25 protein-coding genes are annotated in these 24,589 nt (G+C 60.3%); 16 read left to right on the top strand and 9 right to left on the bottom strand.

Annotated features, from left to right (window positions below):
* Positions 1-113 precede the first annotated feature (113 nt).
* The 3 genes from AC09SL_RS01215 (at position 114) to ppnP (ending at position 3,067) form a co-directional block, all read left to right on the top strand.
* Positions 114-2,084, top strand: coding sequence for an acetyl/propionyl/methylcrotonyl-CoA carboxylase subunit alpha (locus AC09SL_RS01215; protein ID WP_058545483.1), 1,971 nt, complete (start codon positions 114-116; stop codon positions 2,082-2,084).
* Positions 2,085-2,146: 62 nt separating this feature from the next.
* On the top strand, positions 2,147-2,689 hold the full coding sequence (locus AC09SL_RS01210; protein ID WP_058545484.1) for a 3'-5' exonuclease: 543 nt from the start codon (positions 2,147-2,149) through the stop codon (positions 2,687-2,689).
* A gap of 93 nt (positions 2,690-2,782) precedes the next feature.
* Positions 2,783-3,067: a pyrimidine/purine nucleoside phosphorylase gene (gene ppnP, locus AC09SL_RS01205; protein WP_058545485.1), complete on the top strand. Its 285-nt coding sequence runs from the start codon at positions 2,783-2,785 to the stop codon at positions 3,065-3,067.
* A 204-nt stretch (positions 3,068-3,271) separates the two neighbouring features.
* Here ppnP and AC09SL_RS01200 read toward each other — a convergent pair whose 3' ends face one another.
* Both AC09SL_RS01200 and AC09SL_RS01195 read right to left on the bottom strand, forming a co-directional pair.
* Positions 3,272-4,081 (bottom strand): MOSC domain-containing protein, encoded by an 810-nt coding sequence (locus tag AC09SL_RS01200; protein WP_058545486.1) that lies wholly within the window; start codon positions 4,079-4,081, stop codon positions 3,272-3,274.
* Between the two features lie 71 nt (positions 4,082-4,152).
* Positions 4,153-5,076, bottom strand: a complete 924-nt coding sequence (locus AC09SL_RS01195) for a chemotaxis protein CheV (RefSeq protein ID WP_058545487.1) — start codon at positions 5,074-5,076, stop codon at positions 4,153-4,155.
* A gap of 483 nt (positions 5,077-5,559) precedes the next feature.
* Between AC09SL_RS01195 and AC09SL_RS01190 the strand changes: the two genes are divergently transcribed.
* From AC09SL_RS01190 to AC09SL_RS01180, 3 genes are all read left to right on the top strand, one after another.
* A complete protein-coding gene (locus AC09SL_RS01190; RefSeq protein ID WP_058545488.1) occupies positions 5,560-6,030 on the top strand; it encodes a hypothetical protein in 471 nt (156 codons plus the stop codon).
* A gap of 232 nt (positions 6,031-6,262) precedes the next feature.
* On the top strand, positions 6,263-7,156 hold the full coding sequence (locus AC09SL_RS01185) for a sensor histidine kinase (protein ID WP_058545489.1): 894 nt from the start codon (positions 6,263-6,265) through the stop codon (positions 7,154-7,156).
* Positions 7,153-7,812, top strand: coding sequence for a response regulator (locus AC09SL_RS01180; protein WP_058545490.1), 660 nt, complete (start codon positions 7,153-7,155; stop codon positions 7,810-7,812). Before AC09SL_RS01185 ends, AC09SL_RS01180 begins: the two co-directional genes overlap by 4 nt.
* Here AC09SL_RS01180 and yegS read toward each other — a convergent pair.
* Complete coding sequence (gene yegS, locus AC09SL_RS01175) at positions 7,796-8,713, bottom strand: lipid kinase YegS (RefSeq protein ID WP_058545491.1); 918 nt, start codon at positions 8,711-8,713, stop codon at positions 7,796-7,798. The genes AC09SL_RS01180 and yegS overlap by 17 nt on opposite strands.
* 347 nt (positions 8,714-9,060) lie before the next feature.
* Here yegS and AC09SL_RS01170 point away from each other — a divergent pair, with 347 nt between their 5' ends.
* Complete coding sequence (locus AC09SL_RS01170) at positions 9,061-9,369, top strand: hypothetical protein (protein WP_226921063.1); 309 nt, start codon at positions 9,061-9,063, stop codon at positions 9,367-9,369.
* A gap of 59 nt (positions 9,370-9,428) precedes the next feature.
* On the opposite strand, the gene AC09SL_RS01165 is transcribed toward AC09SL_RS01170, so the two are convergent.
* Both AC09SL_RS01165 and moaB read right to left on the bottom strand, forming a co-directional pair.
* Positions 9,429-10,616, bottom strand: a complete 1,188-nt coding sequence (locus AC09SL_RS01165) for a molybdopterin molybdotransferase MoeA (protein WP_175359756.1) — start codon at positions 10,614-10,616, stop codon at positions 9,429-9,431.
* Positions 10,617-10,638: 22 nt separating this feature from the next.
* A complete protein-coding gene (gene moaB / locus AC09SL_RS01160; protein WP_058545493.1) occupies positions 10,639-11,178 on the bottom strand; it encodes a molybdenum cofactor biosynthesis protein B in 540 nt (179 codons plus the stop codon).
* A 78-nt stretch (positions 11,179-11,256) separates the two neighbouring features.
* Here moaB and mobA point away from each other — a divergent pair, with 78 nt between their 5' ends.
* The gene (mobA, locus tag AC09SL_RS01155) at positions 11,257-11,859 is read left to right on the top strand and encodes a molybdenum cofactor guanylyltransferase MobA (RefSeq protein WP_058545494.1); all 603 of its coding nucleotides are present in this window, start codon (positions 11,257-11,259) and stop codon (positions 11,857-11,859) included.
* A gap of 75 nt (positions 11,860-11,934) precedes the next feature.
* Complete coding sequence (locus AC09SL_RS01150) at positions 11,935-12,156, top strand: YgdI/YgdR family lipoprotein (RefSeq protein ID WP_003199454.1); 222 nt, start codon at positions 11,935-11,937, stop codon at positions 12,154-12,156.
* Positions 12,157-12,256: 100 nt separating this feature from the next.
* Here AC09SL_RS01150 and AC09SL_RS01145 read toward each other — a convergent pair whose 3' ends face one another.
* From AC09SL_RS01145 to AC09SL_RS01135, 3 genes are all read right to left on the bottom strand, one after another.
* Positions 12,257-13,147, bottom strand: a complete 891-nt coding sequence (locus AC09SL_RS01145; protein ID WP_058545495.1) for a pseudouridine synthase — start codon at positions 13,145-13,147, stop codon at positions 12,257-12,259.
* 72 nt (positions 13,148-13,219) lie between these two features.
* Positions 13,220-13,540, bottom strand: coding sequence for a hypothetical protein (locus tag AC09SL_RS01140; RefSeq protein WP_058545496.1), 321 nt, complete (start codon positions 13,538-13,540; stop codon positions 13,220-13,222).
* 91 nt (positions 13,541-13,631) lie between these two features.
* Positions 13,632-13,868, bottom strand: a complete 237-nt coding sequence (locus AC09SL_RS01135; RefSeq protein WP_058545497.1) for a glutaredoxin family protein — start codon at positions 13,866-13,868, stop codon at positions 13,632-13,634.
* Between the two features lie 189 nt (positions 13,869-14,057).
* On the opposite strand from AC09SL_RS01135, the gene AC09SL_RS01130 reads away from it, so the two are divergent.
* The gene (locus tag AC09SL_RS01130; RefSeq protein WP_058545498.1) at positions 14,058-15,770 is read left to right on the top strand and encodes a cation:proton antiporter; all 1,713 of its coding nucleotides are present in this window, start codon (positions 14,058-14,060) and stop codon (positions 15,768-15,770) included.
* Positions 15,771-15,778: 8 nt separating this feature from the next.
* Here the strand turns inward: AC09SL_RS01130 and AC09SL_RS01125 are convergent, their stop codons facing one another.
* The gene (locus AC09SL_RS01125) at positions 15,779-16,987 is read right to left on the bottom strand and encodes an ammonium transporter (RefSeq protein ID WP_058545499.1); all 1,209 of its coding nucleotides are present in this window, start codon (positions 16,985-16,987) and stop codon (positions 15,779-15,781) included.
* A 339-nt stretch (positions 16,988-17,326) separates the two neighbouring features.
* Between AC09SL_RS01125 and AC09SL_RS01120 the strand changes: the two genes are divergently transcribed.
* The 6 genes from AC09SL_RS01120 (at position 17,327) to AC09SL_RS01095 (ending at position 24,561) form a co-directional block, all read left to right on the top strand.
* A complete protein-coding gene (locus AC09SL_RS01120) occupies positions 17,327-17,641 on the top strand; it encodes an ElaB/YgaM/YqjD family protein (RefSeq protein ID WP_058545500.1) in 315 nt (104 codons plus the stop codon).
* 2 nt (positions 17,642-17,643) lie between these two features.
* Positions 17,644-18,033 (top strand): phage holin family protein, encoded by a 390-nt coding sequence (locus AC09SL_RS01115; RefSeq protein ID WP_058545501.1) that lies wholly within the window; start codon positions 17,644-17,646, stop codon positions 18,031-18,033.
* A complete protein-coding gene (locus tag AC09SL_RS01110) occupies positions 18,030-18,365 on the top strand; it encodes a hypothetical protein (RefSeq protein ID WP_058545502.1) in 336 nt (111 codons plus the stop codon). The genes AC09SL_RS01115 and AC09SL_RS01110 overlap by 4 nt, the downstream gene beginning before the upstream one ends.
* A 206-nt stretch (positions 18,366-18,571) precedes the next feature.
* Positions 18,572-19,900: a deoxyguanosinetriphosphate triphosphohydrolase gene (locus AC09SL_RS01105; RefSeq protein WP_053183171.1), complete on the top strand. Its 1,329-nt coding sequence runs from the start codon at positions 18,572-18,574 to the stop codon at positions 19,898-19,900.
* A gap of 404 nt (positions 19,901-20,304) precedes the next feature.
* Positions 20,305-20,931, top strand: coding sequence for a response regulator transcription factor (locus tag AC09SL_RS01100; protein ID WP_014337291.1), 627 nt, complete (start codon positions 20,305-20,307; stop codon positions 20,929-20,931).
* Positions 20,932-20,940: 9 nt separating this feature from the next.
* Positions 20,941-24,561 carry a transporter substrate-binding domain-containing protein gene (locus AC09SL_RS01095; RefSeq protein WP_058543219.1) on the top strand — a complete coding sequence of 1,207 codons (3,621 nt, stop codon included), beginning with the start codon at positions 20,941-20,943 and terminating at the stop codon, positions 24,559-24,561.
* Positions 24,562-24,589 lie beyond the last annotated feature (28 nt).

Raw genomic sequence — 24,589 nt, 5'->3', positions numbered from 1 at the left:
ATCGCGAGCAAGCTTTGCTCCCACAGGTGAATGCAATCACTGGCCATTGTGGGAGCAAAGCTTGCTCGCGATGAGGCCCTACCAGACAGCGCAAAACGCCAGGAATGAACCCCATGCCCGCCTTCAGCAAAATCCTCATCGCCAACCGCGGTGAAATCGCCTGCCGGATCCAGCGCACCGCCCAGGCCCTGGGCTACCGCACGGTGGCGGTGTTCAGCGAGGCCGACGCCGAGGCGCTGCACGTGCGCATGGCCGATGAAGCCGTGCTGATCGGCGCGGCCTCGGTGCAGCAGTCCTACCTCAACCCCTCGGCCATTCTCGATGCAGCCCGGCGCTGCGGGGCCGATGCGCTCCATCCCGGCTACGGCTTTCTTTCGGAAAATGCTGGGTTCGCCAAGGCCTGCGAAGCGGCCGGCATCGTGTTCATCGGCCCCAGCCCCGAGGCCATCGACCTGATGGGCAGCAAGCGTCGGGCAAAAATCGCCATGATCAACGCCGGCGTTCCCTGCATCGCCGGCTACCAGGGCACCGCCCAAGACGACGACACGCTGCAGCGCGAAGCCGGGCGCATCGGCTACCCGTTGATGATCAAGGCCAGCGCCGGTGGTGGGGGGCGAGGCATGCGTCTGGTCCAGCGCGCCGATGACCTGCTGGAGCAGTTGCGCAGCGCGCGCTCGGAAGCCTTGCACGGCTTCGGCAGCGACGAGTTGATCCTCGAACAGGCCCTGATCGATCCGCGACATGTGGAAGTGCAGATCTTCGGCGACCACTACGGCCAGTTGATCCACCTGGGCGAACGGGACTGCTCGATCCAGCGGCGCCATCAGAAAATCATCGAGGAAGCGCCCTGCCCGGTCATGACCGCCGACCTGCGCCAGGCCATGGGCGACGCAGCACTCAAGGCCGGACGCGCAGTGAATTATGTCGGCGCCGGGACCGTGGAGTTCCTGCTCGCTGCAGATGGTCGGTTTTACTTCCTGGAGATGAACACGCGCCTGCAGGTCGAACACCCGGTCACCGAGTTGATCACCGGCCTGGACCTGGTGGCTTGGCAATTGGACGTCGCCGCCGGCAGGCCGCTGCCCCTGCGCCAGGAGCAAGTGATACTCAGCGGCCATGCCATGCAAGTGCGGCTGTACGCCGAAGACCCGGCGGCGGGTTTCCTGCCCCAGACCGGTCGGTTGATCGGTTGGGAGCCGCCTATATGGGACGGCGTGCGAATCGACCATGGCCTGCTGGAGGGCCAAGCCATCACCCCGTTCTACGATTCGATGCTGGGCAAGCTCATCGTCCACGGCGCCACTCGCGAGGAGGCCCGGCGCAAATTGTTGCAAGCGGTGGAAGATTGCGTCCTGCTTGGTGTCCAGAGCAACCAGCGGTTGCTCGCAGGGTTGCTGGCACACCCGCGGTTCATCGACGGTGACTTCGGCAACGGATTCATCGGGCAGCACTTTGCCGATCATGCGACGCTCCAGCCCCTTGAGCCCTCCGCCGAACAACTCGCCATCGCCACGGCGGCGTTTTATCAGGCCTCTCAGGCACGGCATGCGCCGGGCCTGGGCGGTTGGCACAACAACATCGGCGCGACACTGCACTACCGGATCGGCGTCGGGGAGCGCGACTGGGCGCTGAGCCTGGTGGCCGAAACCGACGGTACACTCAAAATCCGCAGCACCGGGCGCTTGATCGAACTGAAGCTGCTCGACGCTGCCCCCCATGGCGCGACAGGGGTGATCGATGGCATTCGCCGGCGGCATGCGTGGCGCCTCGATGGCAACGATCTCTGGCTGTTCACCCGCCCCGGCAGCCTGCTCCTGCAAGACCGGACCCTGGCCGCCGTCGCCGCCAAGGCCAGTCCCAGCGACGGCACGCTGAAGGCGCCAATGGACGGCGCCATTGTCGAGCTGCTGGTCCGAGAAGGCAGCACGGTGCGCCAAGGCCAACTGCTGATGGTGCTTGAGGCCATGAAAATGGAGCACCCACTCAAGGCAGGCGTCGACGGCGTGGTCAGGCAATTGCAGGTCTCGCGGGGTGACCAAGTGAAAAAAAGCCAGGTTTTGTTGCGCGTTGAAACGGCCCACTAGTCGGATGCCGAGGGTTTGACTACGCTCAAACCCATCAGCACGCCGATACCGGGAACCCTGCAATGCCTCACTGGCTGGTGATTGATCTGGAGGCCACCACCGATGAAGGTGGTTGGCCCGTAACCGAAATGGAAATTATCGAAATCGGCGCCACGCTGGTGAATCGTGACGGCCGCGAAGTGGATCATTTCCAGCGCTTCGTGCGGCCCCTGAGGCGACCGCTGCTCACGCCCTTCTGTCGCGAACTGACCCACATCACCCAGGCCAATATCGACAGTGCCGCGCCCTTGACCGAGGTCTGGCCGGCTTTCGAGCGTTGGCTGGCGCCGTATCAGTCGAAGCTGGAAAGCTGGGTCAGTTGGGGCGATTACGACCGCAAGCAACTGCTTCAGGAATGGCAGCACCAGCAGCTGCACAGTGCTCTCGGTCAGGTGCCGCACATGAACCTCAAGCAACGCTTCGCCAAGGCCCGTCGGCTGGAACGCCCGCTGGGGCTCAATGGCGCACTGCAACTGGCTGGCCTGCAATTCTGCGGTCAACAGCACCGTGCACTGGAAGATGCCCGCAATACCGCGCGGTTGCTGCCCCTGGTGCTTCCGGGTTGAGCGGCAGCTACCCCCCAGTGCGGCAGATGACGAATCTTGAAGCCTTGTGCATACTGGCCGGCCTTTTTCAGCCCCTTTTTCGAGGAATCGCCCATGTTTAAAGTCAACGAGTACTTCGACGGCACCGTCAAGTCGATCGCTTTTGGTACTGCCGAAGGCCCTGCGACCATCGGCGTCATGGCACCGGGCGAATATGAGTTCGGCACGGCCCAACGGGAAATCATGCACGTGGTCTCCGGCGCCCTGACCGTGAAGCTGCCTGACAGCACCGACTGGGAAACCTTCGAGGCCGGCAGCCAGTTCAATGTCCCGGCCGACAGCAAGTTCCAGCTCAAAGTAGCCGTCGACACCGCCTACCTGTGTGAATACCGCGGCTGATTCTGCCCACACAACCCGTGGCAATGTAGGAGCTGTCGAGCGAAGCGAGGCTGCGATCTTTCCCCGGACACTTGAGTATCAAGCCAAAGATCAAAAGATCGCAGCCTTCGGCAGCGCCCACAATGCAGCCCTGCGGGAGCAAGCTTCCTCGCGAATAAAAATGCCCGTGTCCAGTGACACGGGCATTTTTATTTACGGATCTTTTTATTCCAGCACTTCAACCGGCATGCCGACTTCAAGCCGACCGTTGCTGTCATTGACCAGGTTCTGGCCGAACATCGCACCGTCCGGTGTCGAACGGTATTGCTGCAACGTGGCAAAAGGTTCGCGATTCGGATCGCGTTCGCCGGTTTGCGGATCGACCGTGGTCATGATGCAACGTGAGCATGGCTTGACCAGCCGGAACTCAACCTCGCCGATACGAATGCGCTTCCAGCCGTCCTCGGCAAACGCCTCGCTGCCCTCGACCACCAGGTTGGGGCGAAAGCGCAGCATTTCCAGCGAACGGCCAACCCGACTCGACAGGTCCTGCAAGGACGCCTGACCAATCAGCAGCAGAGGGAAACCATCGGCAAACGCGACCTTGTCGTCATCCTTGCCATAACCGGCGGCGGTGGTACGCGCCAGTTCAACCGGCACATGCACCAGGCGGGTGGGATTGCCGATGAATTCGCTGACCCAGGCCGCGGCCTCGTCACCGGCATCCGGCACCCGCAAAGTGTCACGCCAGATGATCACCCCGCGCTGCTGTTCCTCCACCGTTGGCGGTAGCGGCACATCAATGGCGCCATGGCCCGGCGCGCTGAGCGTCAGGCCGCCCGTCTCGTTCCACAAGGCTGAGAGCTGGCTCATCTTCGCCACGGCGCGCTGGGTCAGGAACCGCCCCGTGCCCGCATCCACCAGCATCCAGCGCCGATCGCCGTCCAGCCCGAGCTTGTCCAGGCCGATTCCTTGCAAGGGCTGGCCCTTGCCGGACTTCAACGGATACCGATACAGCGCGCTCAGCCGCAACATGGTCAACTTCCCTGGTGGCGAAAAAATGCCACCTTATACGAGCCGGCCATTGAAGCAAACCACCATCGGCTTCAGTCGAGCATCAGCCGCTGGCGCACCACATCGACCAGCTTGTCCGGCTGGAATTTGGAGAGGAAGTTGTCGCAACCGACCTTCTTGACCATCGAATCGTTGAAGCTGCCGGACAGCGAGGTGTGCAGTACGACATAGAGCCCACGCAGACGCGGGTCGTTGCGGATTTCGGTGGTCAGGCGGTAGCCGTCCATTTCCGGCATTTCCGCGTCGGTGAAGACCATCAGCAATTTATCGGTCATCACCTCGCCGGTATCGGCCCAGGCCTTGAGCATGTTCAGCGCTTTGAGGCCGTCGCTGGCGATGTGCATTTTCACCCCCAGTTGCCCCAGGGTATCGCGCAGTTGCGAGAGCGCGACGTTGGAGTCGTCCACCAGCAACACTTCGCGACCACGGGCGCGTTCCAGCACCGGGTCTTCGAGTTTGTCCCGGGAGACCTTGGCGTTGTAGGGCACGATTTCGGCCAGGACTTTTTCCACGTCGATGATTTCCACCAACTGATCGTCCACCTTGCTGATGGCGGTCAGGTAGTGCTCGCGGCCAGCGCTGGTCGGCGGTGGCAGGATCGCTTCCCAGTTCATGTTGACGATGCGGTCGACACCGCCCACCAAAAATGCCTGAACCGAGCGGTTGTATTCGGTCACGATAATGGTGCTGTTAGGGCCCGGCACTAACGGACGCATGCCAATGGCCTGGGACAGGTCGATCACCGGCAACGTCTGGCCCCGCAGATTGACCACCCCGCACACGAACGGGTGGCGCTGCGGCATCAGGGTCAGCTTCGGCAGTTGCAGCACTTCCTGGACCTTGAACACGTTAATGGCGAACAACTGTCGACCCGCCAGGCGGAACATGAGAATTTCCAGGCGATTCTCACCCACCAGTTGGGTTCGTTGATCTACTGTGTCGAGAATGCCGGCCATCGATGACTCCTGGGCTTGTTCGGATGAATCCAATAAAAGAGATATCGGCTGCACGAGCCGGATCTTGACCCCCGGATAAAATACAAACGCGGGGGCATTGATGTCACATTAACATCATGCTTTACTGGCTTCATGATTTCATCTGCAATTGCCCTGCGCCGCGCGACCCTGGTTTGCGTGCAAAGTTCCCCTGCCTAAGGGATTCCCCTAGGCACAATCAGGTCCAACCTGATATTCCCGTTATCCAATAGCCATTAATGTGACGCCATTCTCATTGCTGAACGGAGTCAGGCTTTTGTGCGCGACCGCAGGACATCGGACCTACAGCCTTTCGGCCGATCCCACCCGTGCAATTGTTTGCGAGTTCACCTTCGCTGAACCGCACGGGCGTGTCGCCGTGCGTCCGTCCGCGGTCGACCTTGAGATCCAGCCGTTCGCCGTACGCGGTTTTCTTTCGCCTGACATGATGTTGTGGAGATAAGCATGCCGAACGATCGTAGGAACTGGAGTCAGCGTCTTCCCGAGCTTCTGATCGAGGCCGAGACGCTGCTGGCCAAGTCGGAGGAATGCCTGAGCCATCTGCAATTGATCAACAACGACAAGGACGCCATCGATTGCATGCTCAGCACCTTGCTGAAACTGTCGAACAAGGCCAATGCCCTGGCGCTGGAAGCCGTTTCGGAGTTTTCGCTGCATATCCATGGCTTGCTCAACCACGCGCAAAACAACATGGAGTTGCATGACCAGGCCCTGGACGCCCTGAAGGATTGCTTCACCCTGATGGCCTGGCAATTGGAACTGGTCGATCACACCACCGGCCAATTGAGCCTGGACAGCAGCGAGCAGACCTCGTTGATCGAAGCATTCGCTTTCCAGGTGGGCCAGAGCCCCGGCCAGGCATTGGCAGCGTCACGTCCGCTGGCGTTGGTATCCTACTCCCAGAAACAAGCCTGATACGATGATGCCGGCTCAATGCGGCGTGCCTGGTCCATGGCGCTTTCACCGGCCATGCCGAGCGCGACCAACGATAGGCGAAGTGGTACTATCCCCCGCGTCAGCCACTTCAAGACAGCGCCGTAAAAGCCGCCAATCGAAGCCGCCGTCGACCTGAAACGTTTACCCGACCCGGCCTGTCAGATGCGCTGACCGGCCTGCCCGCAGCGAACATTCATTGGCTCCATCCGCTATGTACGCCAGCCTCAAGTCATTCATCACCTGGCCTCCCTCTCGAGAAAACGCCCGTCGCTTCACATTACTACTGTGCATCTGCTCGGCCGTGGGCTGCCTGCTGGCCTACCTGTTCGCCCCTACGGTGCCGTTGAGCCTGCTGGTACTGAATGTGGCGGCCACGACCTGTGTCTGGATCCACCATCGGCTGTCGCGCAAATCCATCAGGTTTCAGCCTCAGGAGCTGGCCGACCGGTTGCTTGAGGTCCAGGAAAACGAGCGCCATCGTCTCAGCCGCGAATTGCACGACGACATCGGCCAGTTACTGACCGCGGCGAAACTGCAAGGCGAATGGCTCAAGCGGCGGACGCCGGAAGAATTGCAAGGCCAATGCGCGCTACTCTGTGAGACGCTGGACGAAACCCTAAACAAGGTCCGCGATGTATCGGCGATCCTCAACCCGCGGCAACTGACCAGCCTCGGACTGGAAGCCAGTCTGCGGGCGCACCTGCTCAAGACGCTGGCCAATGCTCCGGTGAAGTGGAGCCTCGATTGCCAACAGCGCATGGCAGGGATCCCGGAGGAAATGTCGGTCGCGGTGTTCCGGATCACCCAGGAAGCGGTCACCAACATCTTGCGTCATGCCCGGGCGACGAATCTGCTGGTACGCCTGCAACGCCTGCCTGACGGCCTGACCTTGCTGATCAGCGACGATGGCCAGGGGTTTGTCCCGGCCACCCACCCCGCTCGCGAAGGCCAACGGGGCATGGCCGGCATGTCGGAGCGGGTCGAACAATTGGGCGGCACCCTCAAGGTCATGAGCGAGGCCGGCAAAGGCACGCATATCGAAGCACGCTTTCCGTGGGCGCCGCGTGCCCTGGAGCGAGCCAGTAAGAATAAGGTTTTCCTTTGATTTGTAATTTGCTGCTGGTAGATGACCACTCCCTGATCAGGGCCGGCGTACGCGCGCTGGTCATGGATATACCGGGCTATGCCGTCATCGGCGAAGCCAGTGATGGCACGCAATTGGTCGAATTGGTCGAACGACTCAACCCCGATATCGTGCTGCTGGACATTTCCATGAAGGACACCTGCGGCCTGGACGCCTTGCAACAGCTCAAGCGGGTGCGCCCCCACAGCAAGGTGCTGATCCTGTCGATGCATACGGATCCGGCGCTGATCATGCAGGCGCTGGAGTCCGGAGCCCATGGCTACCTGCTCAAGGACACCACCGCCAATGAGCTGAAACATGCCTTGGAGGCGCTGCGCAACAACGAACGCTACCTGAGCCCGGCCATCGCCCATACTGTGATCAACCAAGCGCTGACCCGCGTCCAGAAGCTTCAGCCGGACCCTGCCCAGACCCATAACCTGACGGCACGCCAGCTGGAAATACTGCGGCTGATCGTGCGCGGCAAGTCCACCCGGGAAATAGCCAACGGCTTGAACCTGAGCATCAAGACCGTGGAAACCCACCGGGCGCAAATCATGAAGCGCCTGCAGATCCATGACGTGGCCGGCCTTGTGCTGTTCGCGGTGCGCGAACAGATCATCAGCCTGGACGATTGAGCGCCGTGGCGCCGCCCAACAGCGGCGAATCGGACCGCAGGTGCACGCGCAGTACCTTTGGGTGGACAGTGAAACGCAGGGCGTCTATCTGCAACGGCTCGCCATCGAGATTGATATCCAGGCCTTGCGCGACCTTGATCTCCACCCACGGCAACCGCGCGCGGACAAACATGTTGTCGATGCCCAGGCCACCCGCCAGCAAGTCCTTTAACGTACTGACCACTTCCTGAGGCGCCGGCAGGATGCTGATGTCCAGCAAACCATCATCGACCAACGCCTCCGGGCAAAGCACATGGCCACCTCCCGCCTGCCGGCCATTGCCGATACCCAGCGCGAGCAGATCGCCCTGCCAGTGGAAATCGGGGCCCTGCAACTCACCATAGGCGGCACTCAGCTCACTGAATCGCGATAGGCCGGTGAACAGGTAAGCCGCGCCCCCCAGGACTTTCTTGAGGTCCTCGGAGGTGTTCGCCGTCACCTGGCTGCCAAAACCGCCGGTGGCCATGTTCAGGAAAATCCGTCCGCAGACTTCACCCACATCAACAGCCTGCGGCGCAACGTCGAGCAAATCCAGGGCCTGCACAGGCTCCAACGGCACACCGGCCGCCCGGGCGAAATCGTTGGCAGTGCCCAGCGGCAGCAGCACCAGGCTGGCATCGCTCGACTTGAGGACGATCGCTTCGACGACATCACGCAAGGTCCCGTCACCGCCACCGGCAATCAGTCGCGTATAACCGGCCTCCAGCGCCTCATCGACGCATCGCTGGGCATCACCGGCCTCCCAGGTCAACCGTACCGCCAGGTCCCAACCCTGCTCGCGCTTGAGCATCACTGCCGTGCGAACCTCTTCGTTGAGCGCTTGCTTGCCATGCAAAATCAACAGCGCCTTGCCTTTGCTCATCGTGGTCTCCGTCATTGGAAGGTTCAGGAAATGGGACCGCTCAATCGACTGAAAAAGCCCGGCGTACCTCAATTTATTAAAAAAAGCAGGAAAGCGTGCCCCGGGAGAAAGTCCGCAGGGCAGCTCGCTCGACCGGGATGCCTTAATTCGAAGAGTTTTCTTACAAGATCTGGCGAATCAGCTCAATTGACCCTTTAGCGGTATTAAGACAATTTGGCCTTCTGTTCTGCTGGAACGCTAAAAACCTCATCGCACAAGGAAGCACTTACCCATGGATGGATACGTCACGGCCCCCTGGGGTCGGTTCAGTCGTTCGAACAGTTATGACCAAGGGGATGAACCGTCCCATGCATAACCATGAATACAAGCTGTTGCCCCGGCAGCGCGCGTTCTTTGGAAGCGAGCGGGCCGATACTCAGAACGAATGCAAAAGTTGCAGTAATCCCGTTGGAGGAATTGATTTGGAACCGCGCGTCGTTGAATTGGAAACCCACCTCAAATACATCCGCAAAGACATGGATGAAATCCGCACCGACGTAAAGGTGATCCGCCACAGGCTGGCCTATTCGGCTGGCGCGGCAGCGGTGGTGCTCGGCCTGCTGGGCTGGATTGCGAACAATCGATTCGATCAGTTGGTGATGCTGCTCACACGATGAAGGTGAGGTGCATGAAGGCCCGAGCGTCCGACTCGGGCCGTAGAACACCCACCACAGTGCTAGCCCAGGACTTCGCTCAAGGGTATGAAGCCTACTTCATCGCCCTCCACCAGCGTTCGCCCCTCGAGCACTTCGACCAACCCTTCGGCCCAGGCCGCGCTACGCAGGACACCTGAGCTTTGATTCCGGTAGATGATCGCTCGCCCATTCTCCATGCGGCCTCGCAAGTATTCTCGGCGACTGCCCGCCTTCAGCCAGGCGAAACCGGCCGGCACCTTGAACTTGAGTGGCGCCACCTGCTGAACGCCCTGGCGTCTTAGCAGGTAGGGCCGTGCCAGCAGTGCGAACGTCACGAGGGTCGAGGCAGGGTTTCCAGGCAAGCCAATGACCGGCACACCACGGTAATGCCCGAACGTCAGCGGCTTACCCGGCTTGATGGCGAGTTTCCAAAGCGCCAACTCGCCATCCTCGCGCAAGGCGATCCCCAGGAAGTCCGCTTCCCCCACCGATACCCCACCCGTGGACAGGATCAGATCGACATCCGACAACTGTGTCAGGCGCTCGCGGGTGGCCGATAAATCATCAGGCAGGATACCGGCGTCAACCACCTCACAACCCATGCGTTGCAGCCAGCCACACAGCAGCACGCGGTTGCTGTTATAGATCTGACCCGGGCCCAGCGCCTGACCGGGTTCGACCAACTCATCCCCCGTGGACAGGACTGCGACGCGAACCTTGCGCACCACTTCCAGCGATGCACAACCCAAGGAGGCCGCCAGCCCCAGCTCGATCGGGCCCAGGCGAGTGCCGGCAGAGAGAACCTGCTCCCCGACGGTGGTCTCCTGTCCTTGAGGGCGAATGTTCTGTCCGCTGACCATAGGCTCGGTAAACCGCACCCGCTGGTCGTCTTCAACCACGGCATTTTCCTGCATCTCGACGCAGTCGGCGCCCGCAGGGACTGGCGCCCCGGTGAAGATTCGCGCACACGTGCCAACGGCCAGCGGCTGTGGGGCCTGCCCGGCAAAAATCCGCTGGCTGACCTTCAACGGCTCGCCATTCCAGTCAGCCAGCCGCAAAGCGTAACCGTCCATGGCGCTGTTGGGCCATGGCGGCAAATCCAGGGTCGACACCAGATCCTCGGCGAGCACTCGCCCTAGCGCCGCGGCCAAAGGCAAATGCTCGCGCTGGACAATCGGCGTGGCCGCCGCCATCTCGAGCAATCGCTCCAACGCGACCTCAACGGCCATCAAGGCACTGGCCTTGCCCGGTTTACCCACGGGATTCACAAGGCGCAGCCTGTTTCAAATGAGCCACGAAGTTGCACGGTCGATGCCGCACATCCAACTGTTCGGCCAGGATGCCATCCCATCCGGTACGCACCGCGTTGGTCGAACCCGGCAGGCAACACACCAGCGTGCCATTGGCCAGGCCTGCCAGCGCGCGGGACTGCACGGTGGAAGTGCCGATGTCGGCCACGGATATCTGTCGGAACAACTCGCCAAAGCCATCGACCAGCTTGTCCAGCAGGCACGTGACGGCTTCCGGCGTGCTGTCACGTTCCGTGAAACCGGTGCCGCCGGTGATCAGCACCACCTGCACCACGTCCTCGGCAATCCAGGTCGCGACTTGCGCCCGGATCTTGTACAAATCATCTTTGAGCAGGACCCGCGCCGCCAGGTTGTGGCCGGCCGCCGTGAGCCGATCGACGAAGACCTGGCCGGACGTATCGGTTTCCAGGGTACGGGTATCACTGACAGTCAGCACCGCGATATTGAGCGGTACGAAAGGTACATCAGCCTTGGCTTTCATAGGCTCGTCCAGTTGTGAAGGAAACAGCCCGGTGTTATATCACAGCGCTTCATTTTTTCGCCCGTGCGGAGACACGCCATGACCTCGAATACGTCACTGCCACCCTGCTCCATCCTGCTCTTGGCGGGCGGACGCGGACAACGCATGGGCGGCCAGGACAAAGGCCTCGTGCTGTGGCAGGGTGAACCGCTGATTGCCCATATCCATCGACAGACCCGCGCCATGAGCGATGACCTGATCATTTCCTGCAACCGCAACCCGCAACTTTATGCGATGTATGCCGATCAGTTGGTGCATGACGAGGAAGGCGACTTTCCCGGGCCGCTGGCGGGCATCCGGGCAGGCCTGAAGGCTGCGAGGCATCCGTATTTGCTGGTGCTGCCATGCGACGTACCGCAAATCGACGCGAGCTTGCTCGACAACATGCGCAAGACGGCCAGCCAGCACCCCGACAAGCCGCTGATGGTGCGGCACGGCGAGCACTGGGAGCCGCTGCTGTGTGTCATCCCGTTGGCCCTGGCGCCAAGCTTCGAACGCGCCTGGAGCGAAGGCGAACGCAGCCCCGGCCGTATCATGCGCGCACTGCACGCCGTTGCACTGCAATGCCCAGCCGACGATCCCCGCCTGGCAAACCTGAACACGCCGGAGTTACTGGCCCGACACCAAGGCGTGTCAGATTGACACTAGCCAGGAACTTGCACGCGATGTATACGTCTGAAGGTCAGTAACTTGAAGAATTCATTTCGGAGAAACACCATGACACAACGGACCCTCGCCACGTTCATGCTCGCTCTGGGCCTCGCCACCCTAGCCGGGTGCGCTTCGCCAACAGTGATCACCTTGAATGACGGTCGCGAAATCCAGGCCGTCGACACCCCACATTACGATGAAGAAAGCGGCTTCTACGAATTCGAGCAACTGGATGGCAAGCAGACTCGCGTGAACAAAGATCAGGTTCGTACCGTTAAGGATTTGTAATCTGTAACGCTGCTGCCCTAAGTCGCTAGAAAAAACGGCGCTTCCTGAAGAGGGAGGCGCCGTTTTTTTTGGGCTTGGTTTTGGGTTTTGGGTGCACTGACTACCACTGCAACGAAATACCGCTCTCAAACACACGTTCCAAGCCAGTAACCGGATCAACAAAACGCAACCCTTGAGCCAGCAGCTTCAAAGGATTCGAGTAATCATCCTCAACATCCCGAAGTACATCAGGATAAAACGGATCATTGCAGATCCCCGCCCCAAGGGCATTCATGTGAACCCGCAACTGATGCTTCTTACCCGTAACCGGATACAAGCCATAGCGCCACAACTCGCCGTTTCTTTCCAGCACTTCGATGGCCGTTTCGGTATTGGGCTCGCCGGGCCCTTCCTGCATTCGGAAGAACGGTTCGCCATCGATCATCCGGCTTTTATGCACCCGCGGAAAGGTCAGCCCAGGCAACGCACGGGCAATGGCCTGGTAGCGTTTTTCGATCTGCCGCGTCGGGAATAACGACTGATACGCCGAGCGGGTGTTCGGGTTGGCCGAAAACAACACCAGCCCGGCTGTGTGCCGGTCGATGCGGTGCAGGGGCACCAGATGAGGATTGTCCAGCCGCCGGATCAGCCGTCGCAACAAGGTTTGCTCGACGTATTCGCCCGCTGGGGTGACGGGCAGAAAATGCGGTTTGTCTGCCACCACCAGGTGCTCATCGGCATACAGGATCGACTCCACCACCGGAATCGGCTTCTCGTCGGGCACCTCACGGAAGTAGTGGATGCGCAGGCCTTCGCGGTATGGCAAGTCGACCTGGATGGCCTTGCCCTCCCCGTCCAATACTCGGCCCCGAGCGATCCGGTCCAGCCACTGCTCGCGACTGATGGCACTGAAATGCTCGCACAGGCACTCCAGCACCGTTTGCCAGGAACCGGGCGGCAGGTACAGCGTACTGGCCTGATGATGAGCGGCGGAAAACGATGAACCGGACATTGGAAACTCTTAGGCATTTTTGCAGGGCGGTATTATCCGACAGTCACACCAGCCAGCCCAGCGATGATTGCTTCACGCCGTGACTGACGTCGGTTCTGCCGCCGCTTCGGTGAACTCTTTCAACCAGCGCAGCACTTCCACCGCTTCCCAGCGACCCGGATCGTACAGCGCGTACAACAGGCCCTGGTAACCCACCACATCCAACTGCTTGTGATAGCCGGCACGCTGGAACAACGCTTCGATCTCGGCGAAACAGGTGTTGAAATGCAGTTTATTGAAGGGGGTCTTGGCTTCGGTAACCAAGCCATCCAGGCGCAGCTCCAGGACTGCCTCGCGCACAACGTCCGCGGACATCCTGTTCACGCTGCTTTTCAGTTGTTCGACATTAACCAAGGGGAGCACTCCAGATAGCTGTATACCCATACAGTAACCGAAGCATACTATTTTCGCCAACCGCAGTATCAGAAACCGACGGACGAACCGCTTAGCGGAGAAAGGTCACGATCTGTTCGGCATCGAAAGGCCAGTCCAGCTCCGCAGCCGTATCGATCCTGCGCAGGACCGGGATGCGTAACCCATAAGCGTCGAATAAAGCCTCACTCTCGGCGATGTCCACCAGTTCCACCAACAATCCATGTTCGACGAAAGGCATCAACATCCCTTCGGCAACTTCGCATAGATGACACCCCAGGGTGCCGAACAACTGGCATTCAGGAAGCATGGCGGGTAGACCCAAAAAAGATAGACGGTCATTCTAGGCCTGACCCGGCAAACCGTCGAGTCGCTGGCTCGCTTCACGGTGTTTCGGTAAAACGCTGATGCAAATCACTGAACGCCAATGCTTTTCCAGCGACGCTTGTGGCGTTTTTCCCTCTACGCTGTGCGTTGTAGCCTTGAAACGGAGTTCCCCTTGTTTGCCAACCTGCTGATCATCCTTGCCTCGTCCCTGGTGGTCATCGCCCTCTTCAGACGGCTGCGCCTGCCGCCCGTACTGGGTTATCTCTGTGTCGGGCTGGCGGTCGGGCCTACCGCGCTTGACTGGGTGAACGACAGCGAAGAACTGCCAGACCTGGCCGAGCTCGGGGTGGTGTTCCTGCTGTTCTCGTTGGGGCTGGAGTTTTCCCTGTCGAAAATGCTCGAACTGCGTCGGGTCGTGTTCGGCCTCGGCAGCCTGCAAGTGCTGTGCTCGGGAGCGGTTCTGGCGGGATTGCTGGCATTGGGTGGCGCGCCTGTGATCGCCGCATTGTTGCTCGGTGCCGGGCTGGCCTTGTCCTCCACTGCCATCGTCAGCAAGGAATTGAGCAGCCTGGGAGAAATCTTCAGCAGCCACGGCCAAAACGCCATCGGGGTGCTGTTGTTCCAGGACGTTATCGCAGTGCTGTTGTTGACCCTGGTGCCGGTATTCGCTGGCAGCAGTGAGCACTCGTGGTATTGGGCACTGCCCTTGACCCTGGGCAAGACCCTGGTTTTATTTGGTGGCCTGCTGCTGGCCAGCCGGCTGCTGTTGCCGCGGCTATTCCATGAAGTGGCGGCGTCCCGGTCCGCAGAGCTGTTCGTGCTGCTGGCCCTGGTGATCGTGTTGCTGACGGCATGGCTGACCCACCTGCTCGGCTTGTCACCGGCCCTGGGGGCTTTCCTGGCGGGCATGCTGCTGGGGGAAAGCCACTACCGGCACCAGATCGAAGCCGACATACGCCCGTTCCGCGACATCCTGCTGGGGCTGTTCTTCGTCAGCATCGGCATGCTGATCGACTTGCAGCTGTTCCTCGACGACGGCTTGCTGATCCTGGGGCTGACCCTCGGCTTGATGCTCATCAAGGGCTGCTTGGTCGCCGTCCTGGTGAAATGGCGCGGCAGCGACGTTGAAACCGCCTGGCGCAGTGGCCTGGCGCTGGCCCAGGGCGGTGAATTCTGCTTTGCCCTGATGGCCCTGATGCAGCAGAACCGCCTCATGCCCGCCGACATCAGCGGCCTGCTGCTGGCCGCGACGTTCTGCTCGATGCTACTGACCCCGCTATTGCTGCGCGCCGCGCCACGCATCGCCGCGCGCCTGCATCGCAAACCCAACGAAGAGGCGCAACTGGACCAGATCAGCGCACTCAACGCCGGCTTGTCGGGCCATGTGGTCATTTGCGGCTACGGGCGCGTCGGCCAATCCATCGGGCGGTTCCTGCGCCGCGAAGGCCAGGCATTCGTCGCCCTGGATGACGACCCGGTGATCATCCAGGAAGCCACTGTTGGGGAAAACTGCGTGCATTACGGGGATTCGCGCAGAGGCGACCTGCTTGCGGCCGTTGGCTTGAGCCGCGCCAGGCTGCTGGTGATCGCGGTGGACAAGACCGACATCGCCATCACCGTGCTCAAGGCGGCCCGACAAGTCAATCATCGGGTACCGATCCTGGTGCGCACCCGTGACGACAGCCAGTTGGCCGAATTGCAAGCTGCCGGGGCCAGCGAAGTGGTCCCGGAGCTGCTGGAGTCGAGCCTGATGCTGGCCTCCCACGCCCTGATCATGCTCGGCCTGCCCGAACAGCAGGTCCGGCATCATGTGGATCAGGTCCGTCACGACCGCTATCGCCTGCTCCATGGGTTTTATCCTGGCAACCAGGACAAGGAGCCTTAGTGCGACGCTCAGTCCTGGCTGACCGCGCCGATCTTGTGAATCGACAGGTCGGCGCCGTAATACTCTTCTTCCTGGGTCAGGCGCAGCCCCAGCACGGCCTTGATCACGCCATAGACCGCAAACCCGCCGGCCAGGGCGACGACAACGCCCAGCGCCGTGCCGATCAACTGGCTGATCAGGCTGACCCCACCCAGGCCGCCCAAGGCATTCTGCCCAAAGATGCCACAGGCAACGCCGCCCCAGACCCCGCACAGCCCGTGCAACGGCCAGACGCCGAGCACATCGTCGATCTTCCACTTGCCCTGGGCCGCCGTGAAGCACCAGACAAACAAGGCACCAGCAATGGCACCGGTGGCCAGGGCACCGACCGGGTGCATCAGGTCGGAACCGGCACAGACCGCCACCAACCCGGCCAGCGGGCCGTTATGCAGGAAGCCCGGGTCATTGCGTCCGACAATCAATGCCGCCACGGTACCGCCCACCATGGCCATCAACGAATTGACCGCTACCAGGCCGCTCACCCCGGGCAAGGTCTGGGCACTCATCACGTTGAAGCCGAACCAGCCGACAATCAGGATCCACGAACCCAGGGCCAGGAACGGAATGCTCGAGGGCGCGAACGCCACCAGGCGTCCGTCCCGGTAGCGGCCGTTACGCGGGCCGAGCAAGAGTACGGCAGCCAGCGCCAGCCAGCCGCCCATGGCATGCACCACCACGGAGCCGGCGAAGTCATGGAAACTGGCGCCAAATTGGGCTTGCAACCAGGCCTGCAGGCCAAAATTACCGTTCCAGACCACGCCTTCGAAAAATGGATAGACAAACGCCACGATCAGCACCGTGGCGCACAACTGCGGTGCGAACCGCGCACGTTCGGCAATACCACCGGAAATGATGGCCGGGATCGCGGCGGCAAAGGTCAGCAGGAAGAAGAACTTCACCAGGCTGTATCCGTGATCGGCGCTGAGCACCGCCGCCGGTTGCAGAAAGGTCACACCGTAGGCAATCCAATAGCCTATAAAGAAATAGGCCAGGGTCGAGACAGCAAAATCGCTGAGGATTTTCGACAGCGCATTGACCTGATTCTTTTGCCGGACCGTTCCCACTTCAAGAAACGCAAAGCCGGCATGCATGGCCAGGACCATGACTGCGCCGAGCAGGATGAACAGCGTGTTGGAGCTGTGGACCAGACTGTCCACGGCACTTTGCATATTTTCCATGGTATTGGCAGACCTGAAAAAGTTGAAAAAAGCACCAAACCGGTTCGCTTGCCTCGCGAACGCACCAAGTTGAAACGACTCATTGGCCGGACACAGGCCGATGAACCGCTTTGGTGCGCAAGAACGGTCAAAACGAAATCCCGCTTGGAGGTGCTTCGCGGTTTTTAATTATTTGGGTCAAGGTTTTTCGGGCTTTCGCCCAGCTTCAGCGCACTGGCGCAAGCTGATGCACCAGTACATGGCAAAAGCCTGAGCAAAAGTTGTACCAGTCACTTGTACTGAACCTTCCAGCAAGGCTCATACTCGAACGTCTCAGACGTCACTTACGGAGATCCACCGATGGCCAGAACCCAGGCAAAGACAGCTCAAGAGATCCTGATCGAAGACTTCCAGACGCTGGTCAGCGACACGGAACGCTTGCTCGATCACACCGCGACGCTGGCAGGCGACCAGGCCGATGCACTGCGCAGCCAGATTCACGAAACCCTCCTGCGCGCCCGCGAAACGCTCAAGCTGACGGAAGATTCCATGCGCGAACGTGGCCAGGCTGCGGTGGTCGCCACCGAGGAATATGTACAGGCCAACCCTTGGCAATCCGTGGGCATTGCCGCCGGCGTTGGTTTTCTGATTGGTCTGCTGGCGACACGGCGCTGATGATGGGTATCAATGAATCCGGCTCGTCCGAAGAGGGCACGCAACCTACTGCACGCCGCCTGGGCGCGGCGTTTCTTGGTTTGCTGCATAGCCACGTCGAATTGTTCGGCATGGAGTTGCAGGAACAGAAGGCACGTACCGTCAGCCTCCTGCTGTTCGCAGGCCTTGCGCTGGTGTTCGGCTTGCTGCTGTTGGTCGGGCTTTCGGCACTGGTACTGATCCTGGTATGGGACACCTATCGTCTGGCGGGCATCATCGGCCTGTGCCTGTTCTATCTGCTGGCGGCGCTGTTCTGCGGCCTTCGGCTCAAGGCAGCGATCTACGACGAGTCCTCCCCTTTCAACGCCACCCTCGAAGAACTGGCCAACGACCGGGAGCGCCTGCTGCCATGAGCCTGCCTGATATCCCTCAAGCCCGAACCCGACAGGAAATGCGCAAGGCGCTGGTGCGCCTGCGCATGGAAATGCACCGCCAGGAAATTCGTCAGGAAACGCGCCAGTTGCTGCAGCCCTTGCAACGGGTGCGCGGCTTGACGCAAAGCTGGCACGAAGGCTTCGGCATCAAGCACGCGCCACTGTGGGGCGTGGCGGCGGTGTCGCTGCTCGGTTTCCTCACCGGCAAACGGACCCGCACGGGTGGCGGCGGTGGCTTGACTGGCCTGATCCGCCTGGCAACGACATTGCTACCATTGATCAAGTTGGCCAACAGCGTGCGCAAACCTTGAGAGCCTGCCCCCCGCGGGCCTGCATCGCAGTAGCTGTGTAGGAGCTGTGTAGGAGCTGTCGAGTGCAACGAGGCTGCGATCTTGTCCCAACCAATTGAATCGTGAGCGAAAGAAAAGATCGCAATCTCCTACCTCCATAAGCCTTGCAGGGCAACCCACGAACCGGGAAGCTAGGGCATCGACATCATCAAACGGAGCAACCAGCCTTGGATTGGCACACCCTGCTGACTCGCGAACGCCTCGGAAAACCGCTGCACAGTCCGCAAGAGCTGGGCCGCAGTCCGTTCCACAAGGACCACGACCGGATCATCTTTTCCGGCGCCTTCCGCCGCCTCGGACGCAAGACACAAGTGCATCCGGTTTCCAGCAACGACCACATCCATACGCGCCTGACCCATTCGCTGGAAGTCAGCTGCGTCGGGCGTTCCTTGGGTATGCGCGTGGGAGAAACCATCCGCAACGCCCTGCCTGACTGGTGTGAACCAAGCGACCTGGGCATGGTGGTGCAATCGGCCTGCCTGGCCCACGACATTGGCAACCCGCCGTTCGGTCACTCGGGCGAGGATGCTATCCGCTATTGGTTCCAGCAGGCCGCCGGCCGAGGTTGGCTTGATGCAATGAGCGAAGCCGAGCGCAACGACTTCCTCAATTTCGAAGGCAACGCCCAAGGATTCCGCGTCCTCACCCAGCTTGAATACCATCAGTTCGACGGCGGGACGCGGCTGACCTATGCCACCCTCGGCACCTATCTGAAATACCCCTGGACCGCCCGCCACGCGGACTCGCTGGGCTACAAGAAGCACAAGTTCGGTTGCTACCAGAGCGAACTGCCGCTGTTGGAGCAGATCGCCCACAAGCTCGGTTTGCCACAGATCGAGGATCAACGCTGGGCCAGGCATCCCTTGGTGTACCTGATGGAAGCCGCCGATGACATCTGCTACGCACTGATCGACCTGGAAGATGGCGTGGAGATGGATCTCCTGGAATACCCCCAGGTGGAGTCGCTGCTCCTGGACCTGGTGGGCGACGATCTTCCGGACACTTACCGGCAGTTGGGGCCGCTGGACTCGCGACGGCGCAAACTGGCAATCCTGCGCGGCAAGGCCATCGAACACCTGACCAACGCCGCCGCCCGGGCGTTTGTTGAACAGCAGGAAGCATTGCTTGCCGGCACATTGCCCGGGGATCTGGTGGAGCATATGCACGGCCCGGCAAAACGCTGTGTGTTGAATGCCAAGGACATGGCGCGCCGGAAAATTTTCCAGGACAAGCGCAAGACCTTGCATGAAATCGGTGCCTACACCACCCTGGAAATCCTGCTCAACGGTTTTTGCGGAGCCGCCCTCGAACAGCACGGTGGCCGCACGCCTTCGTTCAAGAATCGCCGCATTCTCGACTTGCTGGGGAACAACGCGCCGGATCCCAACGGTCCTTTGCATGGCGCTTTCCTGCGAATGATTGATTTCATCGCCGGGATGACTGACAGCTACGCCAGCGAAATGGCCCAGGAGATGACCGGCCGCACGCGCCAATGAGCGATGTGGGATCTGCCAGGCAGAAACCTGTGCGGGCTTGCTCGCGAAAGCGGCGGGTCAGGCTGCGGCGATGTTGAAGAAGCTGCGCCTTCGCGAACAAGCCCGCTCCCACAAGGTTCAGCGTGCAAGTTTCCCACCGTGAAACTTGCACGCAATATTGAACAACACACCGACCCACTTGTTTGCATAAACATCCACCGCAAGAAATATCCTTTCACAAACGGTCAGCAATCCTCCCGTCCTATTTCATCCGCCTACTAAAAACCCGATTACATCGTAATATCTTGCCTCTTTTTTTGTAGGAAACTTCTGAAATTGAAGTTGCATGCCTGTCTCTTCGTACGGCCCTGGTTGCAAGTGGGCTAAGGTGCGCGCTTTATTCAAGTTCGCAGGGTAATTTATTCATGAACTCCGTTTTCATTGTCGACGATCATCCGGTTATCCGCCTTGCCGTTCGCATGCTTCTGGAACATGAGGGGTACAAGGTCGTAGGAGAAACTGACAACGGCGTCGATGCGATGCAAATGGTGCGCGAATGCATGCCAGACCTGGTTATCCTGGACATCAGCATTCCCAAACTCGACGGCCTGGAAATCCTCTCGCGTTTCAACGCCATGACCACTCCGCTCAAGACGCTGGTGCTCACGGCCCAGTCGCCGACGCTTTTCGGCATTCGATGCATGCAGTCCGGGGCCTCTGGTTACGTGTGTAAACAGGAAGACCTCAGCGAACTTGTCAGCGCAATCAAAGCGGTATTGTCCGGCTATAACTATTTTCCCAGCCAGGCGTTGAATCCGGTACGCCCGGATGACCCACGCAGTATCGAGCTGGACCTTTTCAAAAGTGTCAATGATCGGGAACTGATGGTGCTGCAACTTTTTGCCCAAGGCCGTACCAACAAGGAAATAGCCAAGGGGATGTTTCTAAGCAACAAGACCGTCAGTACTTATAAGAAACGGCTGATGCAGAAACTCAAGGTCAAGTCGCTGGTCGAGCTGATTGAAATGGCGAAGCGCAACGCGCTGGTGTGAGAAAAAAGGATGCTCAGACGCATAATCGAATGTCTGCTGCTGATCAGCGCAGCGTTATATACAGGAGTGCTCACGGCAGCAGCGGATGCGCCCGAGCGATATACGCTGCTGGGCCGTTCGTCCGTTGCCCATACCGAGGTCAAGCTGGATGGCGTTCACCGCGCCTGGCTACAGGATCGGCAGGCGCTGGTCCTGGGAACTTCCGCCCCGGATTACCCGCCCTTCGATCTCTCCACCAGCGGACGCGACTACGAAGGCCTGACTGCCGATTATGCCAACATCATCGCCAAGGCCACGGGGCTGCCCATAACAGTGCTGCGCTTCGGTTCCCGCGAGGCTGCCATCGCCGCACTCAAGGATGGGCAAATCGATATGCTTGGCACCGCCAACGGTTTCGAAGCCCGCAACCCCGACATTGTGCTGTCGACGCCCTATGCAGTGGACCAACCCGTTCTCGTCACCCGAACGAATGAAAGCCGATCCCTGACTGACGATCTCGAGGGGCTGCGGCTGAGCATGGTCTACCACTACCTGCCGCTACGGGAAATTGAAAAACTCTACCCCAAGGCACTCATCACCACCTACCCGTCCTACCAGAATGCCATCAACGCCGTGGCCTTCGGCCAGGCCGACGTATTTCTCGGCGATACCCTTTCCACCCACTACATGATCAACAAGGGCTATTTGAGCAATATCCGCATGGCCAACTTTGGCAAACACGAATCCCATGGGTTCGGTTTCGCCGTACGACGTAGCGATACCCGCCTGTTGGAAGTCATCAACGCTACGCTGAACCAGGTCTCCATTGCTGAGCAAGCCGCCATCTCCAAACGCTGGAGTGCAGGCAGCGACTTGTACCTCACGGACCACAGGATACAACTGACCGACCGTGAGCAACGCTGGCTGGCGAGGCATCCGGTGGTCCGGGTGGTGGTGAACGAAACCTCCGCGCCGTTCACCTTCTTCGATGCGGACGGTGATTTTCGCGGCATAAGTGCCGACCTGCTGGAACTGATCCGGCTGCGCACCGGCCTGCGCCTGGACATCCAGCGCCGTCAGAACGATAGCGAAATGATTACTGCGGTCCTGAACGATCAAGCCGACATGATCGCCGCACTTTTGCCCAGCAGTGAACGACAACTCCAGTTGAAGTTCAGCCGCCCCTACATCGACAGCTCGTTCGTCCTGCTGACCCGCAAACAGTCCGACACGCCCACGACACTCGATCAGTTCGGCCACGCCAGCCTGGCAATCGCCAAAGGCAACCCGGTCATTGAATGGCTACGCAGCCAGTACCCGGACATTAGAATCATCGAAACGGACGGCCCCTTGCTCGCCGTGGAAATGCTCGCCCACGGTCAAGTCGACGGCAGCGTCAACTCACAGGTGATGGCCAACTATTTCATCTCTTCCTATGCGTGGCGCGACAGGTTGCAAATCAGCAGCACGGTGGGCACCCAACAGGCCATGTTCGCGCTGGCCACGGCAAAAAACGCCACCGAGTTGAACGCCATCCTCGACAAAGCCCTGACCAGCATCGACCCCGACGAGCTGGGGGTGATCAACAACCGCTGGCGCGGTTACGTCTCACCCTCGGAACACACCTGGCGCACTTATAACCGCCTGTTCCTCCAGATCGTCGCGGGCGTTGGCCTGTTGCTGCTGTTTTCCCTGGCGTGGAACGCCTACATGCAGCGCCAGATCAGGCAACGTCAACGGGCAGAACTGGCCCTCAATGATCAGCTCGAATTCATGCATTCACTGGTCAACGGCACCCCCCACCCCATCTACGTGAGGGATCGCAACGGCATCCTGCAAAGCTGCAACGACAGTTACCTGCAAGCGTTCGGCGTAAAACACGAGGACGTCATTGGCAAGAACCTGATGCCAGGTTCCATGAGCAACGCCTTCGAAGCGCAGGAGTACCAGGCAGATTACCAACGTGTCATGGCCGAAGGCACCGCCCTGATCATGGATCGCCCCCTGCACATCGGGGGCAGGAAGCTGACGATCTATCACTGGATCCTGCCCTACCGAAACTCCGCTGCCGAAGTGCAAGGCATCATCGGCGGCTGGATCGACATCAGTGAACGGCGCCAGCTGTTCGAGGAACTGCGCGCGTCCAAGCAACAGGCCGATGACGCAAACCGCGCCAAAAGCACGTTCCTGGCAACCATGAGCCATGAAATCCGTACGCCCATGAACGCGGTGATCGGCATGCTGGAGCTGGCCCTGAAACATGCTGACAAAGGCCACGTGGACCGCTCGACCATTGAAGTCGCGTACGAGTCGGCCTCCGGTATGCTCGAACTGATTGGCGACATCCTGGACATCGCCCGCATCGAATCCGGCCATCTGAGCCTGGCCCCCGAACGAGTCGATCTCAGGGCCCTGTTGCAATCGGTCATACGGGTATTCGAGGGCGTGGCCCGGCAGAAAAACCTGGCGTTGTCCTTGCAGTTCGATGATGCCGAGGGCAGCCCTGACGTGTTGATGGACCCGTTGCGATTCAAACAGGTGCTGTCGAACCTGATCAGCAATGCCCTCAAATTTACCGAGCAGGGCCAGGTCGTGATCAAGGTCCGGCTGTCTCCAGCCGACCGGGACCACGTCCTGCAAATGCACCTGGAGGTCAACGACAGCGGCATCGGTATTGGCCCTGCGGACCTGCAACGTTTGTTCGAGCCTTTTGCCCAGGTCGATAACACCAGCCGGGTGGCCCGCAACGGCGCGGGGTTGGGGCTGGTGATCAGTCGCAACCTGTGCCAAGCGATGGGCGGCAGCCTGCACATGAGCAGCCAACCTGGCGTCGGCACCCAGGTCCAGGTCCGCCTGCAACTGACCGTCCTGTCGACAGCGCCGGTCAGCCCCTCACCTGAACCGGTCATCGAAACGGCCCAGTCCACCCTGAACGTCCTGATCGTGGACGATCATCCCGCCAACCGCCTGTTGATGTCGCAGCAATTGGAATACCTGGGCCATCATTACCAGGTCGCCCACGATGGTGCCCACGGGCTCGAGGTCTGGCAAAAAAACCACTTCGATCTGGTCATCGCCGATTGCAACATGCCCATCATGAGCGGCTACGAACTGGCCCGCTCGATTCGTCGCGACGAGTCCGAGCAGCAACGGCCACCTTGTACCCTCCTGGGGTTTACCGCCAATGCACAACCGGAGGAAAAACAACGCTGCCAGGATGCTGGGATGGATGACTGCCTGTTCAAGCCCATCAGCCTGAGCGCCTTGAGCCAATGGATCAAGACCGTCAAACCCACCGGCCGCCCGGCGGTTTTCAGCGTCCAAAGCCTGCAGGCGTTGACCGGCGGCGACCCTTCGTCCAACCGGCGCCTGCTGGCTGAATTACTCAGCAGCAGCCGCTCGGACCGCCAGGAGTTGCTCGACGTTGCCCACGGCGCAAACCGGCAAGCGCTGAGCGAAATGGCGCACAAGATAAAAGGCGTCGCCCGCATCGTCCAGGCGACCGCGCTGATCCAGCGGTGCGAGGCGTTGGAGCACGCTTGTCACCAGCCGCAGGCACCTGAGCGAATCAAAGATTGCATCGACGCTCTCGACCGCGCCATGCGCGAACTGGAGCGGGCCCTCGAAACGGAGATCGCCAAGGCAAAATAATCCAGCGTTTACTATGCTATTCGCTCAG

This window comes from Pseudomonas sp. PF05 (assembly GCF_056521845.1).
Note: the sequence above shows the minus strand (reverse complement) of the source record. Positions and strands in the feature narration are given on the sequence as shown.

Bases quoted from the DNA above. Each gene is read 5' to 3' on its own strand.
- AC09SL_RS01215 (WP_058545483.1), top strand. From the start codon at position 114: ATGCCCGCCTTCAGCAAAATCCTCATCGCCAACCGCGGTGAAATCGCC.
- AC09SL_RS01210 (WP_058545484.1), top strand. From the start codon at position 2,147: ATGCCTCACTGGCTGGTGATTGATCTGGAGGCCACCACCGATGAAGGT.
- ppnP (WP_058545485.1), top strand. From the start codon at position 2,783: ATGTTTAAAGTCAACGAGTACTTCGACGGCACCGTCAAGTCGATCGCT.
- AC09SL_RS01200 (WP_058545486.1), bottom strand. From the start codon at position 4,081: ATGTTGCGGCTGAGCGCGCTGTATCGGTATCCGTTGAAGTCCGGCAAG.
- AC09SL_RS01195 (WP_058545487.1), bottom strand. From the start codon at position 5,076: ATGGCCGGCATTCTCGACACAGTAGATCAACGAACCCAACTGGTGGGT.
- AC09SL_RS01190 (WP_058545488.1), top strand. From the start codon at position 5,560: ATGCCGAACGATCGTAGGAACTGGAGTCAGCGTCTTCCCGAGCTTCTG.
- AC09SL_RS01185 (WP_058545489.1), top strand. From the start codon at position 6,263: ATGTACGCCAGCCTCAAGTCATTCATCACCTGGCCTCCCTCTCGAGAA.
- yegS (WP_058545491.1), bottom strand. From the start codon at position 8,713: ATGAGCAAAGGCAAGGCGCTGTTGATTTTGCATGGCAAGCAAGCGCTC.
- AC09SL_RS01170 (WP_226921063.1), top strand. From the start codon at position 9,061: ATGCATAACCATGAATACAAGCTGTTGCCCCGGCAGCGCGCGTTCTTT.
- AC09SL_RS01165 (WP_175359756.1), bottom strand. From the start codon at position 10,616: ATGGCCGTTGAGGTCGCGTTGGAGCGATTGCTCGAGATGGCGGCGGCC.
- moaB (WP_058545493.1), bottom strand. From the start codon at position 11,178: ATGAAAGCCAAGGCTGATGTACCTTTCGTACCGCTCAATATCGCGGTG.
- mobA (WP_058545494.1), top strand. From the start codon at position 11,257: ATGACCTCGAATACGTCACTGCCACCCTGCTCCATCCTGCTCTTGGCG.
- AC09SL_RS01150 (WP_003199454.1), top strand. From the start codon at position 11,935: ATGACACAACGGACCCTCGCCACGTTCATGCTCGCTCTGGGCCTCGCC.
- AC09SL_RS01145 (WP_058545495.1), bottom strand. From the start codon at position 13,147: ATGTCCGGTTCATCGTTTTCCGCCGCTCATCATCAGGCCAGTACGCTG.
- AC09SL_RS01135 (WP_058545497.1), bottom strand. From the start codon at position 13,868: ATGCTTCCTGAATGCCAGTTGTTCGGCACCCTGGGGTGTCATCTATGC.
- AC09SL_RS01125 (WP_058545499.1), bottom strand. From the start codon at position 16,987: ATGGAAAATATGCAAAGTGCCGTGGACAGTCTGGTCCACAGCTCCAAC.
- AC09SL_RS01120 (WP_058545500.1), top strand. From the start codon at position 17,327: ATGGCCAGAACCCAGGCAAAGACAGCTCAAGAGATCCTGATCGAAGAC.
- AC09SL_RS01115 (WP_058545501.1), top strand. From the start codon at position 17,644: ATGGGTATCAATGAATCCGGCTCGTCCGAAGAGGGCACGCAACCTACT.
- AC09SL_RS01110 (WP_058545502.1), top strand. From the start codon at position 18,030: ATGAGCCTGCCTGATATCCCTCAAGCCCGAACCCGACAGGAAATGCGC.
- AC09SL_RS01100 (WP_014337291.1), top strand. From the start codon at position 20,305: ATGAACTCCGTTTTCATTGTCGACGATCATCCGGTTATCCGCCTTGCC.
- AC09SL_RS01095 (WP_058543219.1), top strand. From the start codon at position 20,941: ATGCTCAGACGCATAATCGAATGTCTGCTGCTGATCAGCGCAGCGTTA.